Below are 26,619 nucleotides of genomic sequence, written 5' to 3' on the forward strand. Positions count from 1 at the left end.
GCTTCTTCAACAGGATCAAGCAGATGCGCGGCCTCGCCAGCCGCTACGACCGGCGCCCAGACAACTTCCTCGCAGCCCTCAAGCTCGCTGCCGTCCGCATCTGGATCAATGCGTTATGAGTCCGCTGCCTAGACGGGTGCCATCCGGCGCAGCTCGATATGGGCGACCGCTTCACCTATGCCTGCGCGCGGGCAAGGGGCGCGCCGCTACTGTACAAGGGCGAGATTTCGCCCGCACCGATATCGCCACCATAGCGTGATTTGACGTTGCGGCGGCGGCCCTTTAGCTGTGCGCGCATAATTGGGAATCCGACATGTCCGTGATCGACTCCATCCGCAGCGGCCTCGTGCCGATCCATCGCGAAGGTTATCCGTTCGTGCTGATCGGTGCGGCGGCCTCGGCCGTGCTGCTCTGGCTCGTGCCGCCGCTCGGCTGGATCTGCGTGCTGATCACGCTGTGGATCTGCTATTTCTTCCGCGACCCCGAGCGGGTGACCCCGATCCGTGAGGGGCTGGTGGTGTCGCCGGCCGACGGGCGTGTGTGCCTGATCGGCCCCGCCGTGCCGCCGCCGGAGCTCGGTCTCGGCGACCTGCCGGTGCCACGCATCTGCATCTTCATGAACGTGTTCGACGTGCATGTGAACCGTTCGCCGATCGCCGGTCGGGTGGCGCGCATCGCCTACAAGCCGGGCAAGTTCCTCTCGGCCGACCTCGACAAGGCCAGTGAGGACAATGAGCGCTCCGGCATGGTGCTCGACACCGCGCTCGGCCTGGTGGGCGTGGTGCAGATCGCCGGTCTCGTGGCACGGCGCATTGTCGGCTTCGTGCGCGAGGGCGACATGCTGGCGCCGGGCCAGCGCTTCGGCCTCATCCGCTTCGGCTCGCGCGTCGACGTCTATCTGCCGGAAGGCGTGCAGCCGCTGGTGGCGGAAGGTCAGCGCGCCATTGCCGGCGAGACCGTGCTTGCGGATTTCGCCAGCCTGGAGCGTCCGCTCAGTTTCCGGCTCGACTGACCTGTCGTCGGCTCCGGCGCTGACGGTCGCCGGGGTGCCCGTGTCGTGACATGATCGAACGCAAGTCCGGCGGCGAGTCGGGCGTGCGTTCCAGACCCAAGGCGGCCCGCGATGTCCGATCTCTTTCCCCCCTTCGATCCCCGGTCGCCGGAGCCCGAGCCGCGCCGCCGCCGCTTCCAGGCGGTGCCGGTGCGTGTGCTCATCCCCAATGTGGTGACGCTGCTTGCGCTGTGCGCTGGACTGACCGGCATCCGCATGGCGATCGAGGGTCGGATGGAAGTGGCGCTCGCCGCCATCATTGTCGCGGCGGTGCTCGATGGCATGGACGGCCGGCTGGCGCGCATGCTCCAGGGCACCTCGCGCTTTGGCGCGGAGCTGGACAGCCTGTCGGACTTCGTCTGCTTCGGCGTGGCGCCGGGGCTCGTGCTGTATATGTGGGGGCTGGAGACGCTGGGCTCGATCGGCTGGATCGCCGCGCTCGCCTTCGCCATCTGCGCGGCGCTGCGCCTCGCGCGTTTCAACGTGATGCTGGAAGACCCCAACAAGCCGGCCTTCGCGGCGGATTTCTTCACCGGCGTTCCGGCCCCCGCCGGCGCGATCTGCGTGCTGCTGCCGGTCTATCTCGAAATGATTGGCCTGCCTCGTCTTGTGGCCTCGCCGGCGGTGGCGGCGTTCTACTGCCTCGCCATCGCACTGCTCATGGTCTCGAAGCTCCCGGCTTACTCGGGCAAGAAGCTCGGCGCCCGCATTCCGCGCGACGCGGTGCTGCCGCTGTTCGTCTGCGTGGTGCTGCTGGTGGCGGTTGTGGTGACCTGGCCGTGGGCGATGCTGTCGATCTTCAGCATCGCATATCTCGCAGCGCTGCCGTTCTCCGTCGCCCGTTATGCGCGGCTGTCACGCGAGCACGAAGCACGGCGGACCGCTGCGGGCGGCGCGGCCGAACCGCTGTCGCCCTATGGCGACGATCATGATGAAGAACATCCGGGCCGTCCGCTCAACTAAGCGGACGAGCCGTCCTGCGGCGGGTAAAAATCGTCGTGAAAAGGCGTGCGCTGAACAGCCCCGTCCCGTGTGACAGCGTTTCCGCTCGGCTGCTTAGCGCGCGCGTTCCGCCATTGCGGTGACCCGTGCCGCCAGCGAGGCGGACGGGAATGCCTGACGCAGCAGGCGCAGCGCTTCTGCGTCAGTGCGCGGAGCGGCGAGGTCGAGATGCTGGCGCATGAGCTGGGCGACGGACTGGGCATCGCCGCGGCGGATATTCACCGCGCTGTCGGCCGATCGCACCGCCATGGAGTCCATCACACCGGACGAAGCCGGCGTCACGAGCACGCGCGCACCTTGCAGCATCACAACCGCCTCTGATCGAAACGACGAATCAATCGACTTTCCTCATGCCAAGCATGCGGCAATCCGTTCGCCAACGCACGGGTTTTCTGAAAGTTCCGCGCTTTGTGAAGCAAGACCCCAAGTGATCATGCCTCAACGCTGCTTGTGCGCCATGCGTATTTCACCGCAATGACGCTGTATTTCCAAAGTTGCTTCAAGTTTCGAAATAGAACGGTGGTGGGACAACGGCCATCCCGCCTGACGCACGCACATCCCCGCCACTGGCTGTCCGGGACGGCGATAAAGTCGTCGATTACAGGCGGGTGAGCGTCACCTTGGCGCCGTCGCCGGTCAGGGTGCCGTCATAGGTGCCGTTGCCCGCCGGCTTCAGCCGTGCGGTGACCTTGCCGAGATGGTTCTGCAACACCACTTCGCTGCCCCATACATCCCAACCCTTGGTCATGAAGATGTCGTTGGGGCAGGAAACGTCGGCATCGGCCGCGAAGCCGGACATGCCGCGGCGGGTGGAGAGATTTACCTTGCAGGTCTTCTGGCCGTCGTCCCAGGCGAAATTCCAGGTGCCGGCGAGCTGGGTGCGCGCCGCGCCCGGCTCGGCATAGGCGACACCGCCCGGCGCGGTCGCGGCCGGCGGGGCGAGCGCCACCGAGGCGTCGGTCGGGCGGGGCGTCACGGCCTCGCTGGCGGTGGCCGCGCCGGCGCCATAGGACGGGGCAGCGGGCGCAGGAACTGCGGAACTCTCAATGGCGCCGGTCGGCGCCGGGGTGATCTGGCTGGTCTCGACCGTTGCGGCGGAAGGCTGGCCGAATCCGTCGAGCACCGTGCTGCATCCTCCCAGAGCGAGGGCGGTGGCGGCGGTGACGGAAATGGCTGTGATACGCATGGTCCGAACGCTCCTCAACGCGGAATATCCCCCTTCCGCGCCTGCCCCTGGCCATCGCTGCGTTGCGGTGCGGCGATGCACCCTGCCTGTTTCGCCAAGGATCGTGGCGTGAGCGTGGCCCGGAAGCCGCATTGCCCGCACCTGTGACGAGTTTGCGCAGCCTCGTGCGGATATGGTCAACGTCCGGTTAATGCGGTTCACCTGCGCGCAAGGATTTCATCCTGACCGAAAAGGTTCTATGTGCGACGCAGCAATAGGAGCTCGCTCATGTATCAGATGCTGGATCCCGCCACCCTCACCGTGCTCGTTACCGGCGCCACCTCCGGCATCGGCGCGGCGACCGCCCGGCGCTTCGCCCTCGCCGGCGCCCGCGTCGTCGCCACCGGTAGGCGCGCCGACCGGCTGATCGCGCTGCGCGACGAGCTCGGGCCGCGCCTGCACCCGCTGGAAGTGGATGTGCGGGACAACGAGGCGCTGACCGCCGCGCTCACGGCGCTGCCGCCTGAGTTTGCCGGCATCAACGTGGTGTTCGCCAATGCCGGCCTCGCCCTCGGTCTGGAGCCCGCCCACAAGGCGGCGCTCTCGGACTGGGACGACATGGTCGACACCAATATCAAGGGCCTGCTCTACACGGTGCGCGCCACGCTTCCCGGCATGGTGGAGCGCGGCGAGGGGCATGTGGTGTTCACCGGCTCCATCGCCGGCGACTATGCCTATCCCGGCGGCAATGCCTATGGCGCCACCAAGGCTTTCGTGAAGCAGTTCTCGCTGAACCTGATCGCCGATCTCGCCGGCACGCAGGTGCGCGTCACCAATATCGAGCCGGGCATGGTGGAGACCGAGTTCTCGCTGGTGCGCTTCCATGGCGATGCCTCGAAGTCCGAGAGCGTGTATGCCGGCACTCAGTCGCTGACCAGCGAGGACATCGCTGAGCAGATCTTCTTCTGCTGCACCACGCCGCGCCATGTGAACATCAACCGGGTCCAGGTATTCCCCACCTGCCAGACCTTCGGGGGCTTCAAGATCACGCGCGATTGAGCGCGCGTGATGTTTTGAGCGCGGCGTCCGCGAGCGCCAAGGACGAGCTAGAGCAGCGCGGCGCCCGCGAGCGCCGCGCCCGCCACCACCGCCCAGGGCGGTGCTCGCCACAGCGCGAGCGCCAGATAGGCCATGAGCGCCAGCGCGAAGGCCCGGGGCGAGCCGATGGACGACGTCACCACGGGGTTCCAGAACGCGGCGCCGAGCAGCCCAACCACGGCCGCATTGATGCCAGCCAGCGCGTTGCGCACGTCCGTCCGCGCAGCGATCCGGCTCCAGTAGCGCAGCGCGCCAAGCACCAGCAGCATTGAGGGCAGGAACATCGCGACCAGCGCAATCGCCGCCCCCGCGAGCCCGTTCGGCGCCGTGGGCATCGCTGCGCCGACATAGGCGGCGAAGCTGAACAGCGGGCCGGGCACCGCCTGCACCGCACCATAGCCGGCGAGGAACGCTTCGCGCGTCAGCCCGCCGGGATGCACCATCTCCGCTTCGATCAGCGGCAGCACGACATGGCCACCGCCGAACACCAGCGAGCCGGCACGGTAGAACGTATCGAACAGCGCGATGCCCGCATTCCAGCCCGCCGCCAGCGGCAGCGCCACCAGCAGCGCGGCGAACAATGCGAAGGCAGCGAGCGCCGTCCCACGCCCCGGACGATACCCCGCCTGCATCTCCACGGGAGCGGCCGTGACCGGCACTTGCAGCAGCAGATAGCCGATCATGCCGCCGCCCGCGATCACTGCGATTTGCCCGAGCGCGCCGGGGAAGCTCGCGGCCACCGCGGCGGCGACCAGCGCCAGACTACGCCGCGCGCGATCCGGCGCGAGGCTGCGCGCCATGGTGAGTACGGCGTCGGCGACGATGGCGGCGGCGGCGATCTTCAGCCCGGCGAGCCAGCCCCCGGCCAGCCCCGCCTCATGCGCGCCACTCACGCTATAGGCGAAGATCACCATCGCAATGGCGGAAGGCAGGGTGAATCCGAGCCACGCCGCCAGCATGCCGGCCGGACCGGCGCGCATCAGGCCGATCGCCATGCCGACCTGGCTGGAACTCGGACCAGGCAGGAACTGGCACAGTGCCACCAGCCCGGCATAGGCATCCTCGGTCAGCCAGCGGCGGCGCTCGACGATCTCGGCGTGGAAATACCCCAGATGGGCCACCGGCCCACCGAAGGAGGTGAGCCCGAGCCGAAGGAATACCTGCAACACTTCGAGCGCGCCGGAGGCCGGCGCGGCGGATGCGGTGGCAGAATCGTGAGGATCGGGCGACATGGCGCAGCATTAGCGCGCGATGCGGCGAGCGGCATGTGAATTTTTGACGACGCCCTCAGGCCGCCTCGACCGCCGCCGGCATGGACAGCGCGCTGCGGAGCGTGTCGGCGAGGCGCCGGGCGGCGGCGGAGGCGTTGGGCGCGACCAGAAGGCCGATTTCCAGTTCGGGCAGCGGGGGCAGACCTTCGGCCGCGCCAAGGCGTCGCCATTCCGGCGGCGCGGCGCATTCCGCCATTGCGGTGATGCACAGGCCGGTCTCGACCGCCGAATGAATGCCGCCCTGCGAGGAGGAGGTGCAGGCCACCCGCCAGTTGCGACCCGACGCATCCAGCGCGGCGGCGATGTGCGGGCGGGCGCGGCAGCCAGTAGGGAACAAGGCAAGCGGAAGCGGATCGTTGCGCTCCGGCCGGTGGCCGCGCGCCGCGAGCCAGAGCAGTTTCTCGCGCTTGAGCAATTCCCCGGTCGGGCGCGACAGGTCGCGGGTGAACAGCGCGACGTCGATCTGGCCGCGCTCGACTTCCGGCTCCAGCGCCTTGGACAGATCGCAGCGGATGGAAATCTCCACGCGGGGATGGGCGGCGGCGAAGCGGGCGATGGCCGGCGTGAAATAGGCGTCGACATAATCGTCCGGCATGCCGAGCCGCACGCTGCCTTCCGGCGTGCCGCCCTTGAGGTCGGCCAGCGCCTCGCTCTCGAAGGCGAGCAGTCGCCGGGCATGGGCCACCAGCCGCTCGCCGGATTCGGTGAGCGAGATGCCGCGCCGTGAGCGCTCCAGCAGCCGCACGCCGAGGCTTTCCTCAAGCTGCGCGATGCGGGCGGAGACGGCGGACTGGGTGCGGCCCACCCGCTCGGCGGCGGCGGTGAAGCCCCCGCTGTCGACGATGGCGATCAGCATGCCAAGGGATTCGGTGTCGAGGTGGCGCATCGAGGCCCTCAAGCTGCGTTCGTCACGATCGGCTTTCTCATATCATTTTTGCGAATGAAACGACAAAATAAATTCGCTTTGCCGATCCAATCAAGCGGGTGTACAGCAATTTATCGCGTTCATGCCACGCTTCGCATCGATGCCCGCCGGGACCGGCGCGGCGGCGCCACGGCGGGAGGTTCGCGGCTTCTTCATCGCTCCCCGTCCGCACTACTTCGTTCCGTCGAGACCGGCAATGGCCCCGCCGCCCCCTTCTTCCGCTACGTTATCATCGATGGGCGGCGACGTCGCCGGGGCGCTGTCCGCGCTGGGCGCGGCGGCCGAGCAGGCGCGGCTGCGCCGTCAGGCCTTCTTCGCGGTGATGCTGGCGGCGTGTTTCATCGGCTTCTCGCCGATCTTCGTGCGGCTCGCCGATGCCGGCCCGGCGGCCATCGGCTTCTGGCGGCTGTTCTTCGCGCTCGGCCCCACCGCGCTCTGGGCCTATGCCGAGCACCGCGCAGCGCTCCAGAGAGCGCGGGTGGCGGCACTGGCGGCGGTCGAGACCGGCCGACCCGCCATGCCCTATCGCCTCGCCACGCGGCGCCAGTTCCTGCTGTCGGCCTTCGCGGGCGTGCTGTTTGCGGGCGACGTCATTGCCTGGCATGCCGGCCTCGCCCGGACGACCACCGCCAACGGCATTCTGCTCGGCAATCTCGGCGTGGTGTTCACGCTGCTGTTCGGCTGGCTGTGTCTCGGCGAGCGGCCGACGCGCGGGTTCTTCATCGCGGTTGGCCTCGCGCTGTCCGGCTCGCTGATCATCATCCTGCGCAGCACGGCGGCGGGCGAGGGCGGCAACCCGCTGGTGACCGGCAGCGCGCTGGGCGATCTGCTCTGCGTGATGGGCGCCGCGTTCTACGCCGCATTCATGCTGCTCGTGCGGTTTCTGCGGCGCGGCAGCGCAGACGCGCCCGCGGGTATGGGCGGCGGCATGGTCGCGCTACTGTCGAGCTTCACCGGCATGGTGATCTGCCTGGTCTGGGCGATCGCCACAGGCGAGACGCTGCTGCCGCAGAGCATGCAGGGTCTGCTCGCCGTGATCGGCCTCGGCCTCGTGGCCCATGCCGGCGGGCAGGGGCTGACCACCTTCGCGCTCGGCCGGCTGCCGGCCGCGCTGATCTCCATGGTGCAGCTGTTGCAGATCCTGTTCGGCGTGGCGCTTGCCGCGCTGCTGTTCGGCGAAATTCCCTCGCTGTCGATCGTCTTCGGCGGCGCGCTGCTCATCGCCGGCGTGCTCACGGCCCGTCCGCGCTCCTGAGCGGGCCTTGCTTGCGTAAGCCTGCCACTTGCGGACGCGCCGTCGCGGGTCTACCTCCAGACAACAGCGTTTTGAGGGGAAAAAGTCATGGCGCAGGAAGCCAATCCGTTCGGCGGCAGCATCGAACATCTGTCGGTCGAGGAGGTGAAGGCCGGGCTTGAGGCCGGCACCATTCTGCTGGTCGACGTGCGCGAGCCCAACGAGACCGATGCCGAGAGCATTCCCGGCGCGGTGGCATTCCCGCTCTCCACCTTCGACGCCGCCGCGCTGCCCGATCCCGGCGACAAGACGCTGGTGTTTTCCTGCCGCTCCGGCCAGCGCTCGCAAAAGGCCTCGGCCGCCGCGCAGGCCGCCGGGCTCGATCTGCACCGCCATATGGCTGGCGGCATTCTGGCCTGGAAGGCCGCCGGCTTCCCGACCGAAACGCCCTGAGCCGTTCTCAGTCCGCGAGCCGCGCCACGACCTCGGCCGTCGCGCCGATCAGCGTCTCGACCTGTTCGTCGCTGGTGGCGGGTGAAGCCAGCATCATGTCGTGGAACGGCGAGATGAGCACGCCGCGCACCAGAAGCGCGAGATGCACCACCGCTTCAAGCGCGGGGTGATGGGCCGCCTTGGCCGCCCGGCCGTCTCTGACCGGCTCGGGCGTGCGCACGACTTCCACCCGGGCGCCGCAGCGCGCGACATGCCAGGGCAGGCGCGCCTGCGCGATCACCTGCGCGAGCCCGGCTTCCAGCCGGTCGGCGAGGCGGTTCATGTGGGCATAGGCGTCATCGGTGGCGACATGCTCCAGCGTGGCGCGCAACGCGGCGAGTTGGAGCGGGCTGCCGGAGAGCGTTGTGCCCATGCCGGAATGGCCGTCCGGCTTGTCGGCCAGCACGCGCTGGAACCGCGCGGCGACCTCCTCGCTCATGCCCCAGACCGAGGCGGGTATGCCACCGGCGATTGCCTTGCCGACCACGAACAGGTCCGGTCGCAGGCCATGGAGCCGGGTATAGCCGCCGGGGCCGCTGGAGAGGGTGTGAGTCTCGTCGATCAGCAGCAGCGTGCCGTGGCGGCGGGTTATCTCGCGCAGGCCGGCATGGAAGCCGGGTGCGGGCAGCACCATGGCGCAGTTGGTCATCGCCGGCTCGGTGATGACGCAGGCCACCGTCTCGTCGGCCAGCGCCGCCTCCAGCGCGTCGAGGTCGTTGAAGGGAACGACACGGGTGAGCACGGATAGATCGCGCGGTTCGCCGATCAAGCCCGGCCGGTTGGCGACATGGCCATTGCCGGTGATCTCCACGAAGGTCTCGTCCACCGCGCCGTGATAGGCGCCGTCGAACACCAGAATGCGCGGGCGCCCGGTCACCGCGCGGGCGGCGCGCAGGGCGAAGCGGTTGGCGTCGGTCGCAGTAGTTGCCACCTGCCAGCGGGCGAGGCCGAAGCGCTGGGCCAGGAGGTCGCCGACCACCCCGGCATCCGGGCTCGGCAACATGGTGGCGAGGCCCTGACTCGCCTGCCGCATCAGCGCCTGCGCCACCGGCGCCGGGCCGTGTCCGAACAGCGAGGCGGTGTCGCCAAGGCAGAAATCATCATAGCCGTGGCCGTCAATGTCGGTGAGCCGGGCACCGGTCGCCTGCGCCACCACCAGCGGCACCGGGGTCGACCAGTCGACCATCCAGTGCATCGGCACGCCCTCGAACAGATGCGCCGCCGCACCGGCCGCGGCGCGGGTGCGCGGGCGCATGCCGAGATAGAGCGCCTCGGTCTCTGTGCGCAGGGCCGCGATGCGGGAATGCGAGACGCCGGCGGCGCTGTCGTTCATTTTGATGTTCATCAGCGGCGGGCCCCTGCCGTGGCTCATTGGGCGGCGCGTAATCCTAGCGCGATAAGCGGTGCCGGAGAAACGGGTGCACCGATTCAGGGCCGGTAATTGTCCGGCCGCAGGATTTCCATGAAGCGCCAGGGATTGCCGATCTCCTCGAAGCCGAACTGCCGGTAGAGCCCGTGAGCATCCGAGGTCAGCAGCAGCAACCGGCGCAGGCCCTGCAGGTCCTCATGGTCGATCACGCGCTGCATCAGCGCCTTGGAGAGGCCCTTGCCGCGATGCTCCTTGAGCACGAAGACATCGGCGAGCAGGGCGAAGGACGCGGTGTCGGTCACCACCCGCGCCAGCCCGACCTGACCCTCGCCGTGATAGAGGCCGAAGCACAGCGAATGTGCGAGCGCCCGCGCGACCACCGTGCGCGGAATACCGGGCGACCAGTAGGATTCCGACAGGAAGCCATGGATCACGTCGAGATCCAGCCGCGCCTTGTCGGTCGATATTTCATAGCCGTCCGGCAGGGCGTGCTTGTGACCGGCCGCCTCCGCGCTCGCGGCGACGCTCAACGGACCCATCCCCAGCGCTTCAGCTCGGCATAGGTCTCGTCCAGCGTCTTGCGGGCGCGGGCGATCAGTTCGTCCATCTCGCCATGCGAGATGACCAGCGGCGGGGCGATGATCAGCCGGTCGCGCACCGCGCGCATGACCAGGCCGTTGCGGAACGAGTAATCGCGCGCGAGCGTGCCGACCTTGCCGACATCGGGGAATTTGGTGCGACCGAGCTTGTCGGGCGTCAGCTCCAGCGCGCCGACGAGGCCGACCATCGGCGCCTCGCCGACGAGGGGATGCTCGGCCAGCGCCCGCCAGCGCGCGGCCAGATACGGCCCGGCATCATTGGCGACGCGCTCGACGAGCTGCTCGCGCACCATGATGTCGAGATTGGCCAGCGCGGCGGCGCAGGCGGCCGGGTGGCCGGAATAGGTGTAGCCATGGTTGAAGTCGCCGCCTTCCAGCAGAACCTCCACCACGCGGTCCGCCACCATCACCCCGCCGAGCGGCATGTAGCCGGAGGTGATGCCCTTGGCCATGACCAGCATGTCCGGCTGGGTGCCGAAGGTCTGGCAGCCGAACCACTGGCCGGTACGCCCGAACCCGCAGATCACCTCGTCGGAGATGAACAGAATGTCGCGCTCGCGGCAAATGCGGGCGATCTCCGGCCAATAGGTGGCCGGCGGCACGATCACGCCGCCCGCGCCCTGCACCGGCTCGGCGATGAAGGCGGCGATACGGTCCTCGCCGAGCGCGTCGATGGTCGCTTCCAGCGCGCGGGCGGTGCGCAGGCCGAATTCCTCGGGCGTCTCGCCCTGCCGCGCTTCGCCCCACCAATAGGGCTGGGCGATGTGCACCACATCGGGGATCGGCGCGCTCTGCTCATGCATCGGCGCCATGCCGCCAAGGCTGCCAGCGGCGACCGTCGAGCCGTGATAGGCGTTGCGACGCGAGATGATGATGCGCTTCTCCGGCTTCTCCTTGATCTGGAAATAGCGCCGGACCAGCTTGATCACGGTGTCGTTGGATTCCGACCCCGAGCCGGTGAAGAACACGCGGCTGAACTGCGGCGGCGTCAGCTCGGCGAGCTTGGCGGCGAGGTCGATGGCCGGCTGGTGGGTGGTCTTGAAGAAGGTGTTGTAATAGGGTAGCTCGCGCATCTGTGCGGCCACCGCGTCGACGATTTCATCGCGCCCATAGCCGACATTCACGCACCACAGGCCGGACATGCCGTCGAGGATGCGGTTGCCCTCGGAATCGGTCAGCCACACGCCTTCCGCCTTCACGATGACGCGCGTGCCCTCGGCACCCAGCGCCCTGTTGTCGCTGAACGGGTGGAGGTGGTGGGCGGCGTCGAGCGCCCGCAATTCGGCGGTGGAACGGGGAAGCGTCATGGCGGACCTATGAGGATGTCTCGATTGCGTGGCCAGACAATGTGATCACATTTTGCGTGCGTCAAGCGGTCCGGCATGGCACAAGAGCTGGATGCATGCCCCGCGTGGCTTGACCAAGGCCGGGTAGGCATGTCCAAAATCGTGCCGATACCTCTTTCCAGGTGGATCATGCCATTGCCCGATGCCGCGAACAGGTCCGCGGCCGCTGCCAGCGAGACTGCCCCCGCCGACGAGTTCGGCTCCTATGTCGCCGCGCATGGCGCGCCCGAGATCGTCGAGGTGCTGCTGCCCGACACCCATGGCGTGCTGCGCGGCAAATGGATTCCCGGCACGGCGGGCGGCAAGATCTGGGGCGATGGCGTCGCGATTCCGCTGTCCATCTTCGGGCTCGACATCTGGGGCCGCGAGGTCGAGGAGACCGGCATCCACATCGAGACCGGCGATCGTGACGGCATCTGCCGTCCGGTGCCCGGCACGCTGACGCCGGTGCCGTGGTCGCCGCGCCCGGCCGCGCAGGTCATGCTGTCCATGTACGAGCCGGATGCGCGCGGCGGCGAGACGCCGTGGGAGCTCGACCCGCGGCACAAGCTCGCCCATCAGGTGGCGCGCCTCGCCGCGCTCGGCCTTCACCCCTGCGTCGCGTTCGAGCTGGAATTCTATCTGCTGAAGCCGGCGGCCGGGCCTGACGGCGTGCCGCAGCCGGTCTTCGCCGCCTCGTCCACCGGGCCGGCGCGGCAGAACATGTATTCCATGTCCGATCTCGACGCCTATGCGCCGCTGCTGCACGACATTCGCGAGGCCGCGCGCATCCAGGGCCTGCCGGCGGATACGGTAATTTCCGAGGCGGCTCCCGGCCAGTACGAGGTCAATCTCTACCACCGTCGCGACGCCATGGCGGCGGCGGACGACGCGATCCTGCTGCGCCGGCTGATCGATGGCGTGGCCCGCAAGCACGGGCTGCGCGCCAGCTTCATGGCCAAGCCGTTCCTCGAATTCGCCGGCTCGGGCATGCATGTCCATGTCAGCCTGACCGACGAGGAAGGCGGAAACGCTTTCGGCTCGGGTGAGGCGGGCGACACGCTGCTCAAGAACTGCGCCGCCGGGCTGCTGGACACCATGGCGGACACCGCCGTGCTTTATGTGCCAAGCTATAACGGCTTCCGCCGGCTGGTGCCGGGCAGCTATGCCCCAACCGGCATTTCCTGGGGCTATGACAATCGCTCGGTGGCGGTGCGCGTACCCAATGGCCCGCCCAAGGCGCGCCGGCTGGAGCACCGCATCGCCGGCGCCGACGCGCATCCCCATCTCGTGCTGGCGGCGATTCTCGCTGGCATGCTGGAGGGCATCGAGAAGCAGCTGGCGCCGCCCGCGCCGCTGGTCGGCAACGCCTATGAGGCGTCCTCGCCGCTGCTGACCTACGATATGGGGGAGGCGATCCGCCGCTTCGCCGCGTCCGATTTCGTCGCCCGCGCCTTCGGGCCGGAGTACCGGCGGGTGTTCGCCATCATGAAGGAGGCGGAACTCGCGGCCTTCGAACGGCGCATCAACCCACTCGAATACGAGACGTATTTGTGAGCGTGCATAAGGCTTGAGCAGCAAGCGGCAAGCCCCTAGTCTGCAACCACCTCGGGTCTCGGCTCCATGACGCAAATGGAAGCTTCCTTCAAGGAGAAAAGGATGTCACGCCTCCTCTCGACAATCGCGGCAGGTTTCCTGGCGGCGCTGGCGGTAACGCCGGCTTCGGCTCAGGATAAGGTCGTGAACGTCTACAACTGGTCCGACTATATCGACGAGTCGGTGCTGGAGGAATTCACCAAGGAAACCGGTATCAAGGTTCGTTACGACGTTTTCGACAGTAACGAAGTGCTGGAGACCAAGCTGCTTGGCGGCAAGACCGGCTATGATGTCGTGGTGCCGACCGGCTCGTTCCTGCAGCGGCAGATTCAGGCGGGCGTGTTCGCCAAGCTCGACAAGGCCAAGCTGCCGAACCTCGAATACCAGTGGCCGCTGATCTCCGAGCGCCTCGCGGTCTACGATCCCGGCAATGACTACGCCGTGAACTACATGTGGGGCACCACCGGCATCGGCATCAATGTCGACAAGGTGAAGGAGCGCCTCGGCGACATCCCGCTCAACAGCTGGGACATCGTGTTCAAGCCGGAGATCCTCGGCAAGCTGAAGGATTGCGGCGTCTATATGCTGGACGGCCCGGAGGAGATCATCCCGACCGCGCTGCGCTATCTCGGTCTCGATCCGAATTCCAAGGATCCCAAGGACATCGAGGCCGCCGGCAAGCTGCTGATGCCGATCCGCAAATACATCAAGAAGTTCGACTCCTCTGGCTACATCAACGCGCTGGCGGGTGGCGACATCTGCCTCGCGACCGGCTGGTCGGGCGACGTGCTGCAGGCCAAGACCCGCGCCGAAGAGGCGGCCGAGAAGACCGGCAAGCCGCCGGTGAACATCGAATACATCATCCCCAAGGAAGGCGCGCTGATGTGGTTCGACAATTTCGCGATCCCGAAGGATGCCCCGCATCCGGAAGAAGCGCTGGCCTTCATCAATTACATGATGAAGCCCGAAGTGGCGGCGAAGAACTCCAACTACATCGCCTACGCCAGCGGCAGCCTCGGCGCGCAGAAGTTCATCGACAAGGAAGTGCTGGAGAATCCCTCGATCTACCCGGACAAGGAGACGCAGGAGAAGCTCTTCACCGTCACCACCTATCCGCAGAAGGTGCAGCGCGTCGTCACCCGCACCTGGGGCGACTTCAAGCGCGGCAAGTAATTCCGCGACGCATGGCGTGCACCGTCCCCGAGGGACGTGACAGGATGAGGGCGCCCCACCGGGCGCCCTTTTTCGTGAGAGAGGCTATCGGAGAGAGGCGCGATGTTTTCTCATATCCATGTCGGCGTCGGCGATTTCCCGCGGGCCATGGCGTTCTATGAGCCGCTGATGACCGCGCTCGGGCTGGAGCTGAAATTCGTCGAGCCGGAGCATCCCTGGGCGGGATGGAAGGCGCCGGGCAGCGATCGCCCGCTTTTCATCGTCGGCGTGCCCCATGACGGGGAGCCGCACGATCCCGGCAATGGCCAGATGACGGCGTTCCAGGTGGCTCGCCGGGCCGATGTCGACCGGTTGCATGCTCTGGCGCTGGAACTCGGCGGCATGGACGAGGGTGGGCCGGGGCCGCGGCCGCATTACCACGCCGATTATTACGGCGCCTATTTCCGAGACACGGAGGGCAACAAGCTCTGCGTGTGCTGCCACGCGCCGGAGCCGGCGCTCTAGTTCCGCCAACGGCGATAGAACCAGGTCCACTGCTCGGGATGCTCGCGCACCCAACCTTCGACCACCGAGGTGATGGCCTGCATCGAGGCATCGACGTCGATCTTGCCGTCCTTGTCGCGCGGCAGGTTGATCGGCGGCGTGCAGGTGATGCGGAAGCGCCCGCCGGGCAGGCGGATCACCCGCACCCCGTGTACCGGGCATTCATAGAGCCGGGCGAGGCGGGCGATCGTCGGGTTGGATGAGCACGGGTGGCCGAAGAAGTTCACCGTCGGCCCGCCGCGCCGGCTCTGGTCGACCAGGATGCCCAGATGCTTGCCCTGATCGAGCACCGCGGCCAGTTCGAACACCGCGACATGAGAGGCGGCGACCAGATTGCCCATCACGCTGGCGCGGGCGTTGAACAGCAGGTCGGCGAAGAACTGGTTGTCGGGCGCGCGGAACAGCACCGCGCTGTCCAGCCCCTGCGCGGCGGCGGCAATCGCCGGCAGCTCCCAGTTCGCCAGATGCGCGGTGAAGACGAGGGCCGGCTTGCCGTCGGTGCGCATGGCGACGAAGTTGGAGACGCCGGTGGTCTCGATCCGGCTCTTCGACGGCTCCCACATATTGTATTGCCAGATGCGGTCGAGATGGACGAATTCGCCGGCCATGCGGCCGAGATTGTCCCACATGCCGACCGCGATGGCGCGCCGCTCGGCTTCGGTCTTCTCGGGATAGGCGAGGGCGAGATTCTCCAGTGCCGTGCGGTTGATCGAGGTGAGCGGCCCGATCCTGCGCGCCCAGAACCCGCCGACCCAGGAGGCGAACTGCGGCGGCTGCAGGCGCATGACGCGGATCAGGGTCCACACGGCCGCTGATAGCGCCTTGTCGCGCAGCCGCTTGTGCCAGGGCAGGGCCGTGGTCAATGCGCGAGTTCTCCGGGCGTCAGAAGGTGATGACGACCTTGCCGAACACGCGGCGGGTCTCCAGGCGCTCCAGCCCCTTCTCGAACTCTTCGAGCGGGAACTGGCTGTCGATCACCGGCTTCACCCCGCGCGCCATCCGCACCAGCCCATCCGAAATGGCGCGGATCGGCGCGCCGAACGAACCGATGATGCGGTACTGGCGCTGGAACAGCTGCATCAGGTTCATGTTCACCGAGACGCCCGAGGTCGAGCCGCAGGTGACGAGGCGGGCGCCCGGCCGCATGGAGAGCAGCGAGCCATTCCAGGTCTCGGCGCCGACATGCTCGAACACGACGTCGACACCCTTCTTCTTGGTGATCTTGCGGACCTCGTGCTCGAAGCGCTCGGTCTTGTAGTTGATGACGTGATCGGCGCCGAGCGCCAGCGCCTTGGCGCATTTCTCGTCGTCGCCGGCGGTGGTGATCACCGTGCAGCCGATCTCCTTGGCCATGCGGATCGCCACGGTGCCGATGCCCGAGCCGGCGGCATGGACCAGAATGGTCTCGCCCGGCTCCAGCTTGGCGTTGTCGAACAGCATGTGCTCGACGGTGGAGAAGGTGACGGGCGCGGTCGCCGCATCCACCCAGTCAATGCCGTCGGGAATCGGCACGCAGAGCCGGTCCTTGATGTTGAGCTGGTCGCGGGCGAAGCCGTCGACATGGAAGCCCATCACGCCGGCGACTTCTTCACAGAGGTTGTCGCGGCCGGACTTGCACATGCGGCACTGGCCGCAGGTGAGCGCGCCATACATGGCGACGCGCGAGCCGGGCTTGAAGCGGGTCACGCCCTCGCCGACCGCCGTCACCTCGCCAACCGCCTCGGCGCCGACCACGAGCGGCATCTTGCGCTTGGCGAAGGCCATGCCGCGCCAGCCCCAGACGTCGATATGGTTGAGCGCGAGCGCCTTGATGGCGACCTGCACCTCGCCGGGCGCAGGGGCCTCGGGGGCGGGCAGGTCGACCAGGGAGAGCTGGCGGTCGGAGACGAGTTGAAGCGCGCGCATGGCGTGGCTCACTCCTGAAACAGAGGACGAGAAAAAATCAGCGCTGGATGGCTAGTGCAGCGGTGAGCCCGCCGTCAACCGGAAGAGTCGCTCCGGTCACATAAGCCGCGCCCGGCGAGAGCAGAAAATCCACCACGCCGGCCACATCCGCCGGCCGCGCGAAGCGCCCGGCAGGTATCTGCTTCTCGACATTGGCGCGACAGGCGGCGTAGGGCTCCAGCATTGCGGTGTCGACGAAGCCGGGCGCGACCACGTTGACGGTCACGCCGCGCCGCGCGCTCTCGATGGCGAGGGTGCGGCAATAGCCGGCCAGCGCGGCTTTGGAGCCGGCATAGACGGCGTTTCCGGCATTGGCGACATCTGCCGCGATCGAACCGATGGCGACGATACGGCCGGCGCGAGCGCGAGTCATCGGCCGCAGCAGAGCGCCGGCAAGGCGCACGAAGGACCAGTAGTTCACCTGCATAAGCTCCTCCGCCCGCGTCTGATCGACCAGGGCGGCGAGCGTGTCGTAGCTCATGCCGGCATTGTGGACGAAGCCGAAATAGGCGGGGCCGTCCGCGACCTCCGCCGCGAAGCCGTCCACCGCCGCCTTGTCGGCAAGGTCGAGGCTGCGCGGGGTGAGCGCGGCATCGGGCTTCTCAGCCTTGATTTCCGCGATCAGGGCCTGCGCCTCCGCGGTCGCGGTGCGCACGGTGAACGTCACCTCGAAGCCGGAGAGCGCCAGCGCCCGCACGATCGCGGCGCCGACGCCGCGACCGCCGCCGGTAACCAGAACTCGCGGTGAGGTCACGCCGGCTCGCCCGTCATGATCAGGCAGACGTTCTGGCCGCCGAAGCCGAAGGAGTTCGACATCACCCGCTTCACCTGCGCGTCGCGGGCGACGTTCGGCACCACGTCGAGCGGGATCGCTGGGTCCGGCAGCTCGTAATTGATGGTCGGCGGGATGCGGCCATTGAGGATGGTCAGCAGCGAGGCCACGGCCTCGATGGCGCCGGCCGCGGTCAGCGTGTGGCCGATCATCGACTTATTGGATGACAGCGGGATCGAGCCGATCCGCTCGCCGAACACCGCCGACATGCCGGTGAACTCCATGCGGTCGTTCTCGGGCGTCGAGGTGCCGTGGGCGTTGATGTAGTCGATCTCCTCGGGGGCGACGCCGGCATCGGCCAGCGCGGCACGCATGCAGCCGATGACCGGCTTGGCATCCGGGGAGGAGCGGGTGCGGTGGAAGCTGTCGGCCATCTCGCCCACGCCTTCCAGCACGCCGAGGATCTTGGCCCCGCGCGCCACGGCATGCTCCAGGCTCTCCAGCACCAGCGCGCCGGCACCTTCGGCGATGATGAAGCCATCGCGGTTCTTGGCGAAGGGACGCGAGGCGGCTTCCGGCACCTCGTTATTGGTCGACAGCGCCGAGAGCAGCGAGAAGCGGATCAGCGCCTCAGCCGTCACCGAGCCGTCGGTGGCGATGGAAAGTGCCGCGTCGCAATCGCCGCGCCGGATCGCCTCGACCGCAAGCTGGATCGAGGTGTTGCCGGAGGCGCAGGCGGTGGACAGCGAGATCGGCTGGCCGCGCGTGCCGAAGCGGTCGGCGAGGTGGTCGGCGATCGAGCCGTAGAGGAAGCGCTCATGCCAGGCATCGTGCCCGCCGGTCTCGGCGGCGCGCAGCAGGTCGTCATAGGAGATCGGGCCGTTGGCCGCCGATTCCTGCGCGAGAATGCGGCGCTGCGGCCATTCCAGCTCGATCGGCGGCACGGCGCAGAACAGCGGACCGGGGAAGTTGCCCTTGGAGCCGATGCCGGATTCGGCGATCGCTTCCTCCGCCGCGAGCTGGGCCAGTTCCTCGGAGAGGTCCGGCGCGGTGCGCCCGCTCTCGGGCAGGAAATCGACCGTGCCGGCGATGGTGGTCTTCATCGTCTCGATGGGGAAGCGGGTGATGCGGTGAATGCCGGACTTGCCGGCGGTCAGCTTCGCCCAATTGTCCTGCTTGCCCTGGCCGAGCGAGGTCACCATGCCCATGCCGGTCACGACGACGATCGGCCGGCCGGCCTTGTCGGTATAGGACGCCATCATTTGATCCTCGGGAGCCGAAGGGCTCCCTCATATAAGCGGTTAGTCGACGCTTTCCACCAGCGCGACGCCTTCACCGCGCCAATGCCCCACTCCGGTGACGATGGCACGCTTCAGCGTTCCATCGAAAGGCTTTTCCAGCGGCTCGCCCTCCAGCGGGGGGAACAGGCTGCCCTTGGAGACCGCGAGCGCGGCGATGGCGAGCGCCACCGGCATCTGCGCTTCCAGCCCATGGCCCACGCGGTCGGTGACCGAGCGAACCGGCAGGCCGGAGCGCTCCAGCACCGCGGTTTCCGCAAGGGTCGGCTCCGGGGCGCCGCAGGCGGCGGAAAGAACGGCGGTGGCCGCGTCATTGCCGCCGCGGGCGACGCTGACGAGTTCCTCGATCTTGGCTTCCACCGCGCCGGGCTCGCTGCGCTGCGCACGCTCCGACCAGACGCCGGACAGCTTGGCGATGGGGGTCGCTCCGCGCGCGGTGGCGTGCTCAGGCGATTCCAGTACCAGAAAGGCGCCGGCCGAGCCGGTGGGAATGCCCTTGGCGGCGGCCAGAACCGGCGACCACGGTGCCATCATGGCGAGGCGCTTCAGCGCGAACAGCAGCAGCATGTCGCGCCGCTCGGCATTGTAGGCGCCGCCGACCAGGGCGATCTCGCTGGTGCCGGCCGCGATGCGCGACCAGCCGATGCGCACCGCATCGGTGCCCGAGCTTTCCTCGCCCATGAAGGTGCGCGAGGAGCCGGTGACGCCGTGCACGATCGAGATGTTGCCCGCCAGCAGGTTGGAAAGCTGGGCGAGGAACAGGGTCGGGCGCAGGTTCGACTGGAGCTGCTCGTTCAGGAAGATGTCGGGCTTGGCCTGCTTCTCGATCTCGGTGAGGATGGCGCCGTCGACCGACTGGTCGCGCTCGCCGCCGCCCGCCGCGACCACCATGTCGGTGCGGCCGAGAATGTCCTTGTCGCCCTTGATGCCGGCGGAATCGAGCGCGAGGCCGGCGGCATAGGTGCCGATCCGCTGCCACGGCTCCATCTGACGCTGGTCGCCCTTCTTGGGGATCTGCTTGTCGAATTCGACCTTGGCGAGCGGGTGCACCACGTAAGGAGCGAAGCCGGTCTCGTCGACCACCGGCCGCGTGCCGGCTTTGAGGGCATCCCAATGGGCTTCAAGTCCTTCACCGAGCGACGAGACGAGCCCGATGCCGGTGATCCAGACGTCGCGACGTTCAGACATGCGAGAGATTTCCTGCGCAGGAGTGCGCGTCGGGGGCCGGCGGCTCGCCCATCGGCATGCCGATGCGTTCGGCGGTCGAGAGCAGGTAGCCCCTGAGTTCCGGTGCCGGGAATGGCATCGTCTTGAGTGTGATGTCGGCGCTGCACACCGGCTTGCCGTCGACCAGGCCCTTGGCCTTGAGGCGCGCGAAGCCGGAGCCATCATGCTCCATGCTCGCATGAACCTCGATCACCTGGCCCGGCGTCACGAAGGTGCGCAGCTTGCCCTTGTCGACCGAGGCGAGGAACGCCATGCGGTCGTAATTATGCAGGCGCAGCAAGAGCATACCGCAGCTCTGCGCCATGATCTCGAACAGCAGGACACCCGGCAGCAGCGGATGGCCGGGGAAATGGCCCTCGAAGATCGGGCTCTGTTCCGGCACGATATTCGCCGTCTTCAAGGTTCGTGCTTCGAGATCGAGCTCGAGCACCTTGTCGACCATCTGGAAATATTCGAGCCGCATCGTCTGCCCTGCTGCCTTGATCCTCCGGCCAAAGGGCCGGCGGCGTCACGCCTGTCGCGTCACGCCCGAAGCCTCGAACCGAAGCCTCTGGCCGAAACGCTCACGCCGACTTGGCGGCGATGAGTTCGTCGATTCGCGCGCAGAGGTTCTTGAGCACGAAATACTGCTCGGTCGTCGCCTTGCCTTCGTTGACTTCCTGCGTCCACTGCTCCAGCGGCAGCTTGATGCCGAACGCCTTGTCGATGGCGAAAGCGATGTCGAGGAAGTCCAGGCTGTCGATGCCGAGATCGTCGATGGCGTGGCTTTCCGGCGTGATGTTCTCGCGCGGGATGTCGCACGTCTCGGCAATGATGTTGGCAACGGTCTCGAACGTGGACGACATGGAGTGCCTCTGGTCTTTGGGCCGCGTCCGGCCCGATTGCGAGTGGAGCGCCTTTATCCCCCGCTTGCGCGAAGGGCGGCCTCCTCATGGATGACGGCCCGTATACCTAAGCGTGAACGGCTATTCAATGGCACCCGTGTGCCAATCCTCGGCGGTGTGACATCTGCGCTTCGCCTGCGCTTCACGCAGGGTGATGGCCGTCGTCACGATTCCGGCCTATCGTCGGTGCCGACGCCCGGTGTGGCTCGTCGTCGGGGTTAAGTGTCGTCGGGGTTCAAGTATCATGGTCAGCGTTGCTTCGTCGCCCGCCGTGGCGCTTTTGCGTAATGGTCTTGCCGCACTTGCGATTCTGGCCCTGCCGGCCGCCGCGCTCGCGCAGGCGCCGCAGCCGCCGGCCAAGCCCGCACAGGCCCAGCAGGCGCCCGCCAAGCCGGCCCCCGCGAAGCCGGCGGTGCAGGCCAAGCCCGCCGTGCCGCCCGTTGCGGCCGAGCCGGCGCTGCCCAAGACCTTCGCCCGGCCTGAACTCGTCGAATCCGCGCGCCGGCTGCAGGCACTGCTGGACCGCGACCGCTCGCCGTTGGGTAAGCCGGCCGCGCAGCTCTCCCGCGACGCTGCCGCCGCGCTACAGGCAGGCGATGCGCGCACCGCGGCCGATATTTATGGCCGGCTTTCCCGTGCGGCTGGCCGCGAGGCGGCGGGCGGGGACACCGCGCTTTGGCTGCGGCTTTCCCGCGCGCTCGCCGCGATCAAGCCGAATGACGACGAATCCGGCGACACCTTCCTGGAGCGCGCCAGCGCCGCCGCCTTCCTCGCCTATCGCGCGGCGAAGACCAAGGTGCAGGAGGCCGACGCCCTCTTCTGGCTTGGCCACCTCTATGCCGAACGCCAGCTTTCCCGCGCGGCACTCGACACGATGAACCTCGCGCTCGGCTATCGCGACGTGCCCGAGCAGCGGGCCTTCTACAACAAGCTGCGCGAGGAGAAGGGCTTCCGGCTGCTGGATTACAGCGTCGATTCGGAGGCGGCTAATCCGCGGCTTTGCGTGCAGTTCTCGGAGAATCTGTCGACCGCGCCGGTGGATTTCGCCTCCTTCGTCACGCTTTCCGGCCCGCAGGGGCCGATCGACAAGCCGGCGGTAAGCGTGGAGAACAGCCAGCTCTGCGTCGAGGGGCTCCGCCATGGCGACAGCTACGACCTCACCATCCGGCAGGGCCTGCCCTCGGTGGTGGCGGCCGAGCCGCTGGCCTCGAACGCCGATCTCACGGTCTATGTGCGCGACCGCAAGCCGGGCGTGCGCTTCACCGGCCGCAACTACGTGCTGCCGCGCACCGGGCCGCGCAACATTCCAGTGGTGACAGTCAACACCAGCCTCGTCGGCCTCGAACTCTATCGCATCGGCGACCGCAGCCTGATCCCGACCGCGCTCGACGGCGATTTCCGTCGCGATCTCGGCGCGTTTGATCTGGAGCGGCTGAAGAACGGGCGGGCCGAACAGGTGTTTTACGGCACGCTGGAAACCGCCGCGCCGCTGAACGAGGATACCGTCACCGCCTTCCCGGTCGACGAGGCCGTCGGGGCGTTGGAGCCGGGCGTCTATGTGCTGGCCGCCCGCCCGGCCGGCGGGGCCGCCGATCCCAATGACGATTATTCCACCCGCTCCACCCAATGGTTCGTGGTCTCCGATCTCGGCCTCACCGCGCTCTCGGGTACGGACGGGCTAAGCGTGTTCGTGCGCGCGCTCGGCTCCGCCAAGCCGCTGGCCGGCGTCGAGTTGAGCCTTCTGGCGAAGTCCAACGAGGTGCTGGGCACCGCGACCACCGACGCGTCGGGCGCCGCCGCCTTCGAGGCCGGGCTTGTGCGCGGGCGCGAGGGATTCGCGCCGTCGGTGATCGTGGCGCGGTCGGGCGAGGGCGATTACGCCTTCCTGTCGCTCGACGATCAGGCGTTCGACCTCACCGATCGCGGCGTCGGCGGGCGGGCGGCGCCCGGGCGGATGGACGCCTTCGTGACCACGGAGCGCGGCGTCTACCGTTCCGGCGAGAGCGTGCACGTCACCGCGCTGCTGCGCGATCCGCAGGTGCGCGCTGTCGCCGGCGTGCCGCTGACGCTTATGCTCAAGCGGCCCGATGGCGTCGAGGAGGCGCGGGTGCTGGCGGCCGACGAGGGTGCGGGCGGCCGGGCGGTTGCCTTCCCGCTCAGCGGCGGGGCGATGACCGGGACCTGGCGGGTCGAGGCCTATGTCGACCCCCGCGGCGCCCCGGTCGGCTCCACGACCTTCCTCCTGGAAGACTATGTTCCCGAGCGGCTGGCGCTGGAACTGAGCACGAATGCCACCGTCATCGCGCCATCCATGACGGTCGATGTCGCCGCGCAGGGGCGCTGGCTGTTCGGCCCGCCCGCCCGCTCGCTCGATGTCGAGGGCGAAATCGAGGTGCGGGTCGCCAAGGAGCGCCCCGGTTTCCCCGGCTGGCGCTTCGGCCGGCCCGACGACGGCTTCACCCCGGTGCGCGAACCGCTCGCCGAGGCGCCGGTGACCAATGCCGAGGGCAAGGCCAATTTGAAGGTCGCGCTGCCGGTGTTCCCGGCGAGCGGGCGGCCGCTGGAAGCGGAGATCTTCGTCAGCCTGCAGGAAGGCGGCGGGCGGGCGGTGCGCCGCTCGCTGGTGCTGCCGGTGCGTCCGGCCGGGCCGGCCTTCGGCGTCAAACCGCTGTTCGGCGGCGACGGGCCGGGCGAGAACGCGACGGCCGGCTTCGAGGTGCAGATGATCGGCGCAAACGGCGCGCCGATGGCCAAAACCGGCGTCGGCTGGGCGCTCTATCGCGTCGAGACCCGCTATCAATGGTACCGCGTCGGCTCCAGCTGGGATTTCGAGCCGGTGCAGTCGACCTCCAAGGTCGCGGACGGCACGCTCGACCTCTCCGAGCAGGCGCCCGCGCGGGTCGAGGTGCCGGTGCAATGGGGCAATTACCGCTTCGAGGTCACCGATGCCGGCGTCTCGACGGCGGTCCCGTTCCAGGCCGGCTGGGGCGGCGGCGCCACGGCGGACGCGCCCGACCGGCTCGATGTCGCGCTGGACAAGGCGCAATACGCGGCCGGCGATACGCTGCGGGTCAACCTTGCGAGCCGCAGCGCCGGCTCCGCCACGGTGATGATCGTCGGCGACGGCGTGCTGGCCTCGCAGACGCAGGAAGTGGCGGCCGGCGCCTCGTCCTTCGAATTCAAGGTCGATGCCGGCTGGGGGCCGGGCGCCTATGCGCTCGCCTTCCTGCACCGGCCGATGGAGGTGTCGGCGGGGCGCAATCCCGGCCGCGCCATCGGGCTCGCCTGGTTCGGCGTCGACCGCGCCGCGCGCGAGCTGAAGGTGACGCTGGAGCCGCCGGCGCTGGTGCGCCCGGATACCACGCTGTCGGTGCCGGTCAGCGTCGCCGGGGCCGGGGCGGGCGAGGCCTATGTCACGCTGGCGCTGGTCGATGTCGGCATTCTTAACCTCACCGGCTTCAAGACGCCGGACCCGGAAGGCTTCTATCTCGGCCAGCGGGCGCTGGGCAGCGAGGTGCGCGATTTCTACGGCCAGCTCATCGACGGCATGTCGGGTGCGCGCGGAAGGCTGCGCGCGGGCGGCGACGCCATGGATGCCGGCCTGCAGGCCGAGCCGCCGACGCAGCCGCCGCTCGCCCTGTTCTCGGGCCCGGTAAGGCTCGACGCCGACGGCAAGGGCACGATCGACTTCGCCATACCGCCCTTCGACGGCACCGGCCGGCTGATGGCGGTGGCGTGGTCGGCAGCGGGCGTCGGCCATGCGCAGGCCGATGTCACCATTCGCGATCCGGTGGTGATCACCGCGACCCTGCCGCGCTTCCTCGCGCAGGGCGACCGCTCGACGCTCAATCTCGACATCGCCAATGTCGACGGCAAGCCGGGCGACTACGCGCTCGATCTCGTCGCCGACGGCCCGCTCGGCCTCGGTGCCGCGCCGCAAAGCCTCGCGCTTAGCGAAGGCGGACGGCAGGTGTTCACCGTTCCGGTCGAGGGCACGGGGCTGGGCGAGGCCAAGCTCTCGGTGCGGCTGTCGGGGCCGGAGGGGCTGAGCGTCGTGCGCGACTACCGCCTCAATGTCCGCCCGGCCTATCCCTCGATCTCCCGGCGCAGCGTGCAGGCACTGGCCCCCGGCAAGAGCCTTACGCTGAGTGCCGATCTCGTGGCCGATCTGGTGCCGGGGCGCGGCGATGTCGCGGTCAGCGCCGGCGGCGACCCGGTGCTCGACGTGCCGGCGCTGCTGATGGCGCTGGACCGCTATCCCTATGCCTGCTCCGAACAGCTCACCAGCCGCGCCTTGCCGATGCTCTATCTGAGCGAGCTGGCCGGCGCCTCAAAGCTGCGGCTCGGCACCGATCCGCAGGAGTTGGTGAACCAGGCGATCGCCCGGCTGATCGCGCGGCAGGGGGCGGACGGCTCCTTCGGGCTGTGGGAGGCGGGGGGCAATGATCTGTGGCTCGATTCCTACGTCATGGATTTCCTGACCCGTGCCCGCGAGCGCGGCTTCGAGGTGCCGCAGCAGCCCTTCACCATGGCGCTGGACCAGCTGCGCAACACGGTGGCCTATGCCGGCGAAGACCCGGGCAATAGCGGCCTCGCCTATGCCGCCTATGTGCTGGCGCGCAACGGAAGGGCGCCGCTGGGCGACCTGCGCTATGTCGCCGATGCCCGGCTCAACGATGTCACCTCGCCCTTGGCGCGCGGCCAGATCGCTGCCGCGCTCGGCATGCTGGGCGACAAGGGGCGCGCAGAACGGGTGTTCGCCAGCGCGCTGGAGCTGATCCCCGAGGCGCCGGAAAGCGAACTGGTGGGGCGCGCGGATTTCGGCTCCATGCTGCGCGACGCGGCGGCGGTGGCGACGCTTGCCGCCGAGGCGGGATTCCCCGGCACCGCGCGCGAGGCCCGCGGCCGGCTGAACGCCGCCGCTGCCGATCTCGGCCCGACCTCGACGCAGGAAGATGCCTGGTTGCTGCTCGCCGCCCGCGCGGCGCGCGAGGGGCAGGGCGTGCGGCTCGATGTCGACGGCACGGCGCAGGACGGGCTCTATGAGCGGGTGCTCTCGCCCGAGGAACTGAAGGCGGCGCCGGTGGTGCTGACCAATCGCGGCACCGCGCCGGTCGATGTCGTCGTCTCCATCGACGGCCCGCCGGCGCAGCCCGAGCCGGCGGCGGCCAACGGCTTCGCGCTGACCCGCAGCTATTTCGACCTTTCCGGCACTCCGGTCGATCCGTCCAAGGTGGCTCAGAACCAGCGTCTGGTGGTGGTGCTGGAAGCGGCGGAGGACCAGCCGGCGCCGAGCCGGGTGCTGATGGTCGACCATCTGCCGGCCGGCTTCGAGATCGACAACCCGAACCTCGCAGTTGGCTCGGATGCCGGCGTGCTGTCCTGGCTCGGCGAGACCACCGATGTCGCCCACGCCGAATTCCGCGATGCCTATTTCCTCGCGGCCTTCGACCTGACGCAGGATGCCGAGGAGGCCGGCGTGCTGCGCGTCGCCTATGTGGTGCGCGCGGTCTCGCCCGGCCTCTACGCCCATCCGCCGGCGACGGTGGAAGACATGTACCGCCCCGGCCGCTTCGCCCGGACGGCGGCGGGCCGGGTCGAGGTGACAGGGGCTGGCAAATGACGATGGGGGCAAGGACGAGGGTTCACGG

23 protein-coding genes and 1 pseudogene are annotated in these 26,619 nt (G+C 68.5%); 10 read left to right on the top strand and 14 right to left on the bottom strand.

Annotation, left to right across the window (positions count from 1 at the left end; genetic code table 11):
* From VRZ77_RS08680 to pssA, 3 genes and pseudogenes are all read left to right on the top strand, one after another.
* Positions 1-119 (top strand): annotated as a pseudogene (locus VRZ77_RS08680) (IS5/IS1182 family transposase); the annotation flags it as partial.
* Between the two features lie 194 nt (positions 120-313).
* Positions 314-1,012, top strand: a complete 699-nt coding sequence (locus tag VRZ77_RS08685; RefSeq protein ID WP_414592275.1) for a phosphatidylserine decarboxylase — start codon at positions 314-316, stop codon at positions 1,010-1,012.
* Between the two features lie 111 nt (positions 1,013-1,123).
* Entirely contained in the window at positions 1,124-2,014 is an 891-nt protein-coding gene (pssA, locus tag VRZ77_RS08690; RefSeq protein WP_414592276.1) for a CDP-diacylglycerol--serine O-phosphatidyltransferase, read from the top strand.
* Between the two features lie 93 nt (positions 2,015-2,107).
* Here pssA and VRZ77_RS08695 read toward each other — a convergent pair whose 3' ends face one another.
* A complete protein-coding gene (locus VRZ77_RS08695) occupies positions 2,108-2,359 on the bottom strand; it encodes a transferase (RefSeq protein ID WP_414592277.1) in 252 nt (83 codons plus the stop codon).
* Positions 2,360-2,651: 292 nt separating this feature from the next.
* Positions 2,652-3,239, bottom strand: coding sequence for a protease inhibitor Inh/omp19 family protein (locus VRZ77_RS08700; protein ID WP_414592278.1), 588 nt, complete (start codon positions 3,237-3,239; stop codon positions 2,652-2,654).
* Positions 3,240-3,506: 267 nt separating this feature from the next.
* On the opposite strand from VRZ77_RS08700, the gene VRZ77_RS08705 reads away from it, so the two are divergent.
* Complete coding sequence (locus VRZ77_RS08705; protein WP_414592279.1) at positions 3,507-4,277, top strand: SDR family NAD(P)-dependent oxidoreductase; 771 nt, start codon at positions 3,507-3,509, stop codon at positions 4,275-4,277.
* Between the two features lie 47 nt (positions 4,278-4,324).
* Here the strand turns inward: VRZ77_RS08705 and chrA are convergent, their stop codons facing one another.
* Positions 4,325-5,548 carry a chromate efflux transporter gene (gene chrA, locus VRZ77_RS08710; protein ID WP_414592280.1) on the bottom strand — a complete coding sequence of 408 codons (1,224 nt, stop codon included), beginning with the start codon at positions 5,546-5,548 and terminating at the stop codon, positions 4,325-4,327.
* 55 nt (positions 5,549-5,603) lie between these two features.
* Positions 5,604-6,473, bottom strand: coding sequence for a LysR family transcriptional regulator (locus VRZ77_RS08715; protein WP_414592281.1), 870 nt, complete (start codon positions 6,471-6,473; stop codon positions 5,604-5,606).
* 274 nt (positions 6,474-6,747) lie between these two features.
* Here VRZ77_RS08715 and VRZ77_RS08720 point away from each other — a divergent pair, with 274 nt between their 5' ends.
* Both VRZ77_RS08720 and VRZ77_RS08725 read left to right on the top strand, forming a co-directional pair.
* Positions 6,748-7,767 carry a DMT family transporter gene (locus VRZ77_RS08720; protein ID WP_414592282.1) on the top strand — a complete coding sequence of 340 codons (1,020 nt, stop codon included), beginning with the start codon at positions 6,748-6,750 and terminating at the stop codon, positions 7,765-7,767.
* A gap of 87 nt (positions 7,768-7,854) precedes the next feature.
* On the top strand, positions 7,855-8,199 hold the full coding sequence (locus VRZ77_RS08725) for a rhodanese-like domain-containing protein (RefSeq protein ID WP_414592283.1): 345 nt from the start codon (positions 7,855-7,857) through the stop codon (positions 8,197-8,199).
* Between the two features lie 7 nt (positions 8,200-8,206).
* Here the strand turns inward: VRZ77_RS08725 and VRZ77_RS08730 are convergent, their stop codons facing one another.
* From VRZ77_RS08730 to VRZ77_RS08740, 3 genes are all read right to left on the bottom strand, one after another.
* On the bottom strand, positions 8,207-9,571 hold the full coding sequence (locus tag VRZ77_RS08730; protein WP_414592284.1) for an aspartate aminotransferase family protein: 1,365 nt from the start codon (positions 9,569-9,571) through the stop codon (positions 8,207-8,209).
* A gap of 95 nt (positions 9,572-9,666) precedes the next feature.
* On the bottom strand, positions 9,667-10,137 hold the full coding sequence (locus VRZ77_RS08735) for a GNAT family N-acetyltransferase (protein ID WP_414592285.1): 471 nt from the start codon (positions 10,135-10,137) through the stop codon (positions 9,667-9,669).
* Positions 10,134-11,513 carry an aspartate aminotransferase family protein gene (locus tag VRZ77_RS08740; RefSeq protein ID WP_414592286.1) on the bottom strand — a complete coding sequence of 460 codons (1,380 nt, stop codon included), beginning with the start codon at positions 11,511-11,513 and terminating at the stop codon, positions 10,134-10,136. Before VRZ77_RS08740 ends, VRZ77_RS08735 begins: the two co-directional genes overlap by 4 nt.
* A gap of 168 nt (positions 11,514-11,681) precedes the next feature.
* On the opposite strand from VRZ77_RS08740, the gene VRZ77_RS08745 reads away from it, so the two are divergent.
* The 3 genes from VRZ77_RS08745 to VRZ77_RS08755 all read left to right on the top strand — a co-directional run bounded on the left by VRZ77_RS08745 (position 11,682) and on the right by VRZ77_RS08755 (position 14,804).
* Positions 11,682-13,088 (top strand): glutamine synthetase family protein, encoded by a 1,407-nt coding sequence (locus VRZ77_RS08745; protein WP_414592287.1) that lies wholly within the window; start codon positions 11,682-11,684, stop codon positions 13,086-13,088.
* A 102-nt stretch (positions 13,089-13,190) separates the two neighbouring features.
* Complete coding sequence (locus VRZ77_RS08750) at positions 13,191-14,300, top strand: polyamine ABC transporter substrate-binding protein (protein ID WP_414592288.1); 1,110 nt, start codon at positions 13,191-13,193, stop codon at positions 14,298-14,300.
* 102 nt (positions 14,301-14,402) lie between these two features.
* Entirely contained in the window at positions 14,403-14,804 is a 402-nt protein-coding gene (locus VRZ77_RS08755) for a VOC family protein (RefSeq protein ID WP_414592289.1), read from the top strand.
* On the opposite strand, the gene VRZ77_RS08760 is transcribed toward VRZ77_RS08755, so the two are convergent.
* The 7 genes from VRZ77_RS08760 to VRZ77_RS08790 all read right to left on the bottom strand — a co-directional run bounded on the left by VRZ77_RS08760 (position 14,801) and on the right by VRZ77_RS08790 (position 20,929).
* On the bottom strand, positions 14,801-15,706 hold the full coding sequence (locus tag VRZ77_RS08760; protein WP_414592290.1) for a lipid A biosynthesis lauroyl acyltransferase: 906 nt from the start codon (positions 15,704-15,706) through the stop codon (positions 14,801-14,803). The two genes, VRZ77_RS08755 and VRZ77_RS08760, sit on opposite strands and share 4 nt — an antisense overlap.
* A 19-nt stretch (positions 15,707-15,725) precedes the next feature.
* The gene (locus VRZ77_RS08765) at positions 15,726-16,748 is read right to left on the bottom strand and encodes a zinc-binding dehydrogenase (protein WP_414592291.1); all 1,023 of its coding nucleotides are present in this window, start codon (positions 16,746-16,748) and stop codon (positions 15,726-15,728) included.
* A gap of 37 nt (positions 16,749-16,785) precedes the next feature.
* Complete coding sequence (locus tag VRZ77_RS08770) at positions 16,786-17,568, bottom strand: SDR family NAD(P)-dependent oxidoreductase (RefSeq protein WP_414592372.1); 783 nt, start codon at positions 17,566-17,568, stop codon at positions 16,786-16,788.
* Positions 17,538-18,818: a beta-ketoacyl-ACP synthase gene (locus tag VRZ77_RS08775; protein ID WP_414592292.1), complete on the bottom strand. Its 1,281-nt coding sequence runs from the start codon at positions 18,816-18,818 to the stop codon at positions 17,538-17,540. The genes VRZ77_RS08770 and VRZ77_RS08775 overlap by 31 nt, the downstream gene beginning before the upstream one ends.
* 42 nt (positions 18,819-18,860) lie before the next feature.
* A complete protein-coding gene (locus tag VRZ77_RS08780; protein WP_414592293.1) occupies positions 18,861-20,045 on the bottom strand; it encodes a beta-ketoacyl-ACP synthase in 1,185 nt (394 codons plus the stop codon).
* Entirely contained in the window at positions 20,038-20,547 is a 510-nt protein-coding gene (locus tag VRZ77_RS08785; protein WP_414592294.1) for a 3-hydroxyacyl-ACP dehydratase FabZ family protein, read from the bottom strand. Before VRZ77_RS08785 ends, VRZ77_RS08780 begins: the two co-directional genes overlap by 8 nt.
* Before the next feature lie 100 nt (positions 20,548-20,647).
* A complete protein-coding gene (locus VRZ77_RS08790) occupies positions 20,648-20,929 on the bottom strand; it encodes an acyl carrier protein (RefSeq protein WP_241616807.1) in 282 nt (93 codons plus the stop codon).
* 283 nt (positions 20,930-21,212) lie between these two features.
* Here VRZ77_RS08790 and VRZ77_RS08795 point away from each other — a divergent pair, with 283 nt between their 5' ends.
* A complete protein-coding gene (locus tag VRZ77_RS08795; protein ID WP_414592295.1) occupies positions 21,213-26,591 on the top strand; it encodes an alpha-2-macroglobulin family protein in 5,379 nt (1,792 codons plus the stop codon).
* Positions 26,592-26,619: the final 28 nt, after the last annotated feature.

The sequence above is a fragment of the Ancylobacter sp. G4_0304 genome, from assembly GCF_047501495.1.
Classification (GTDB): domain Bacteria; phylum Pseudomonadota; class Alphaproteobacteria; order Rhizobiales; family Xanthobacteraceae; genus Ancylobacter.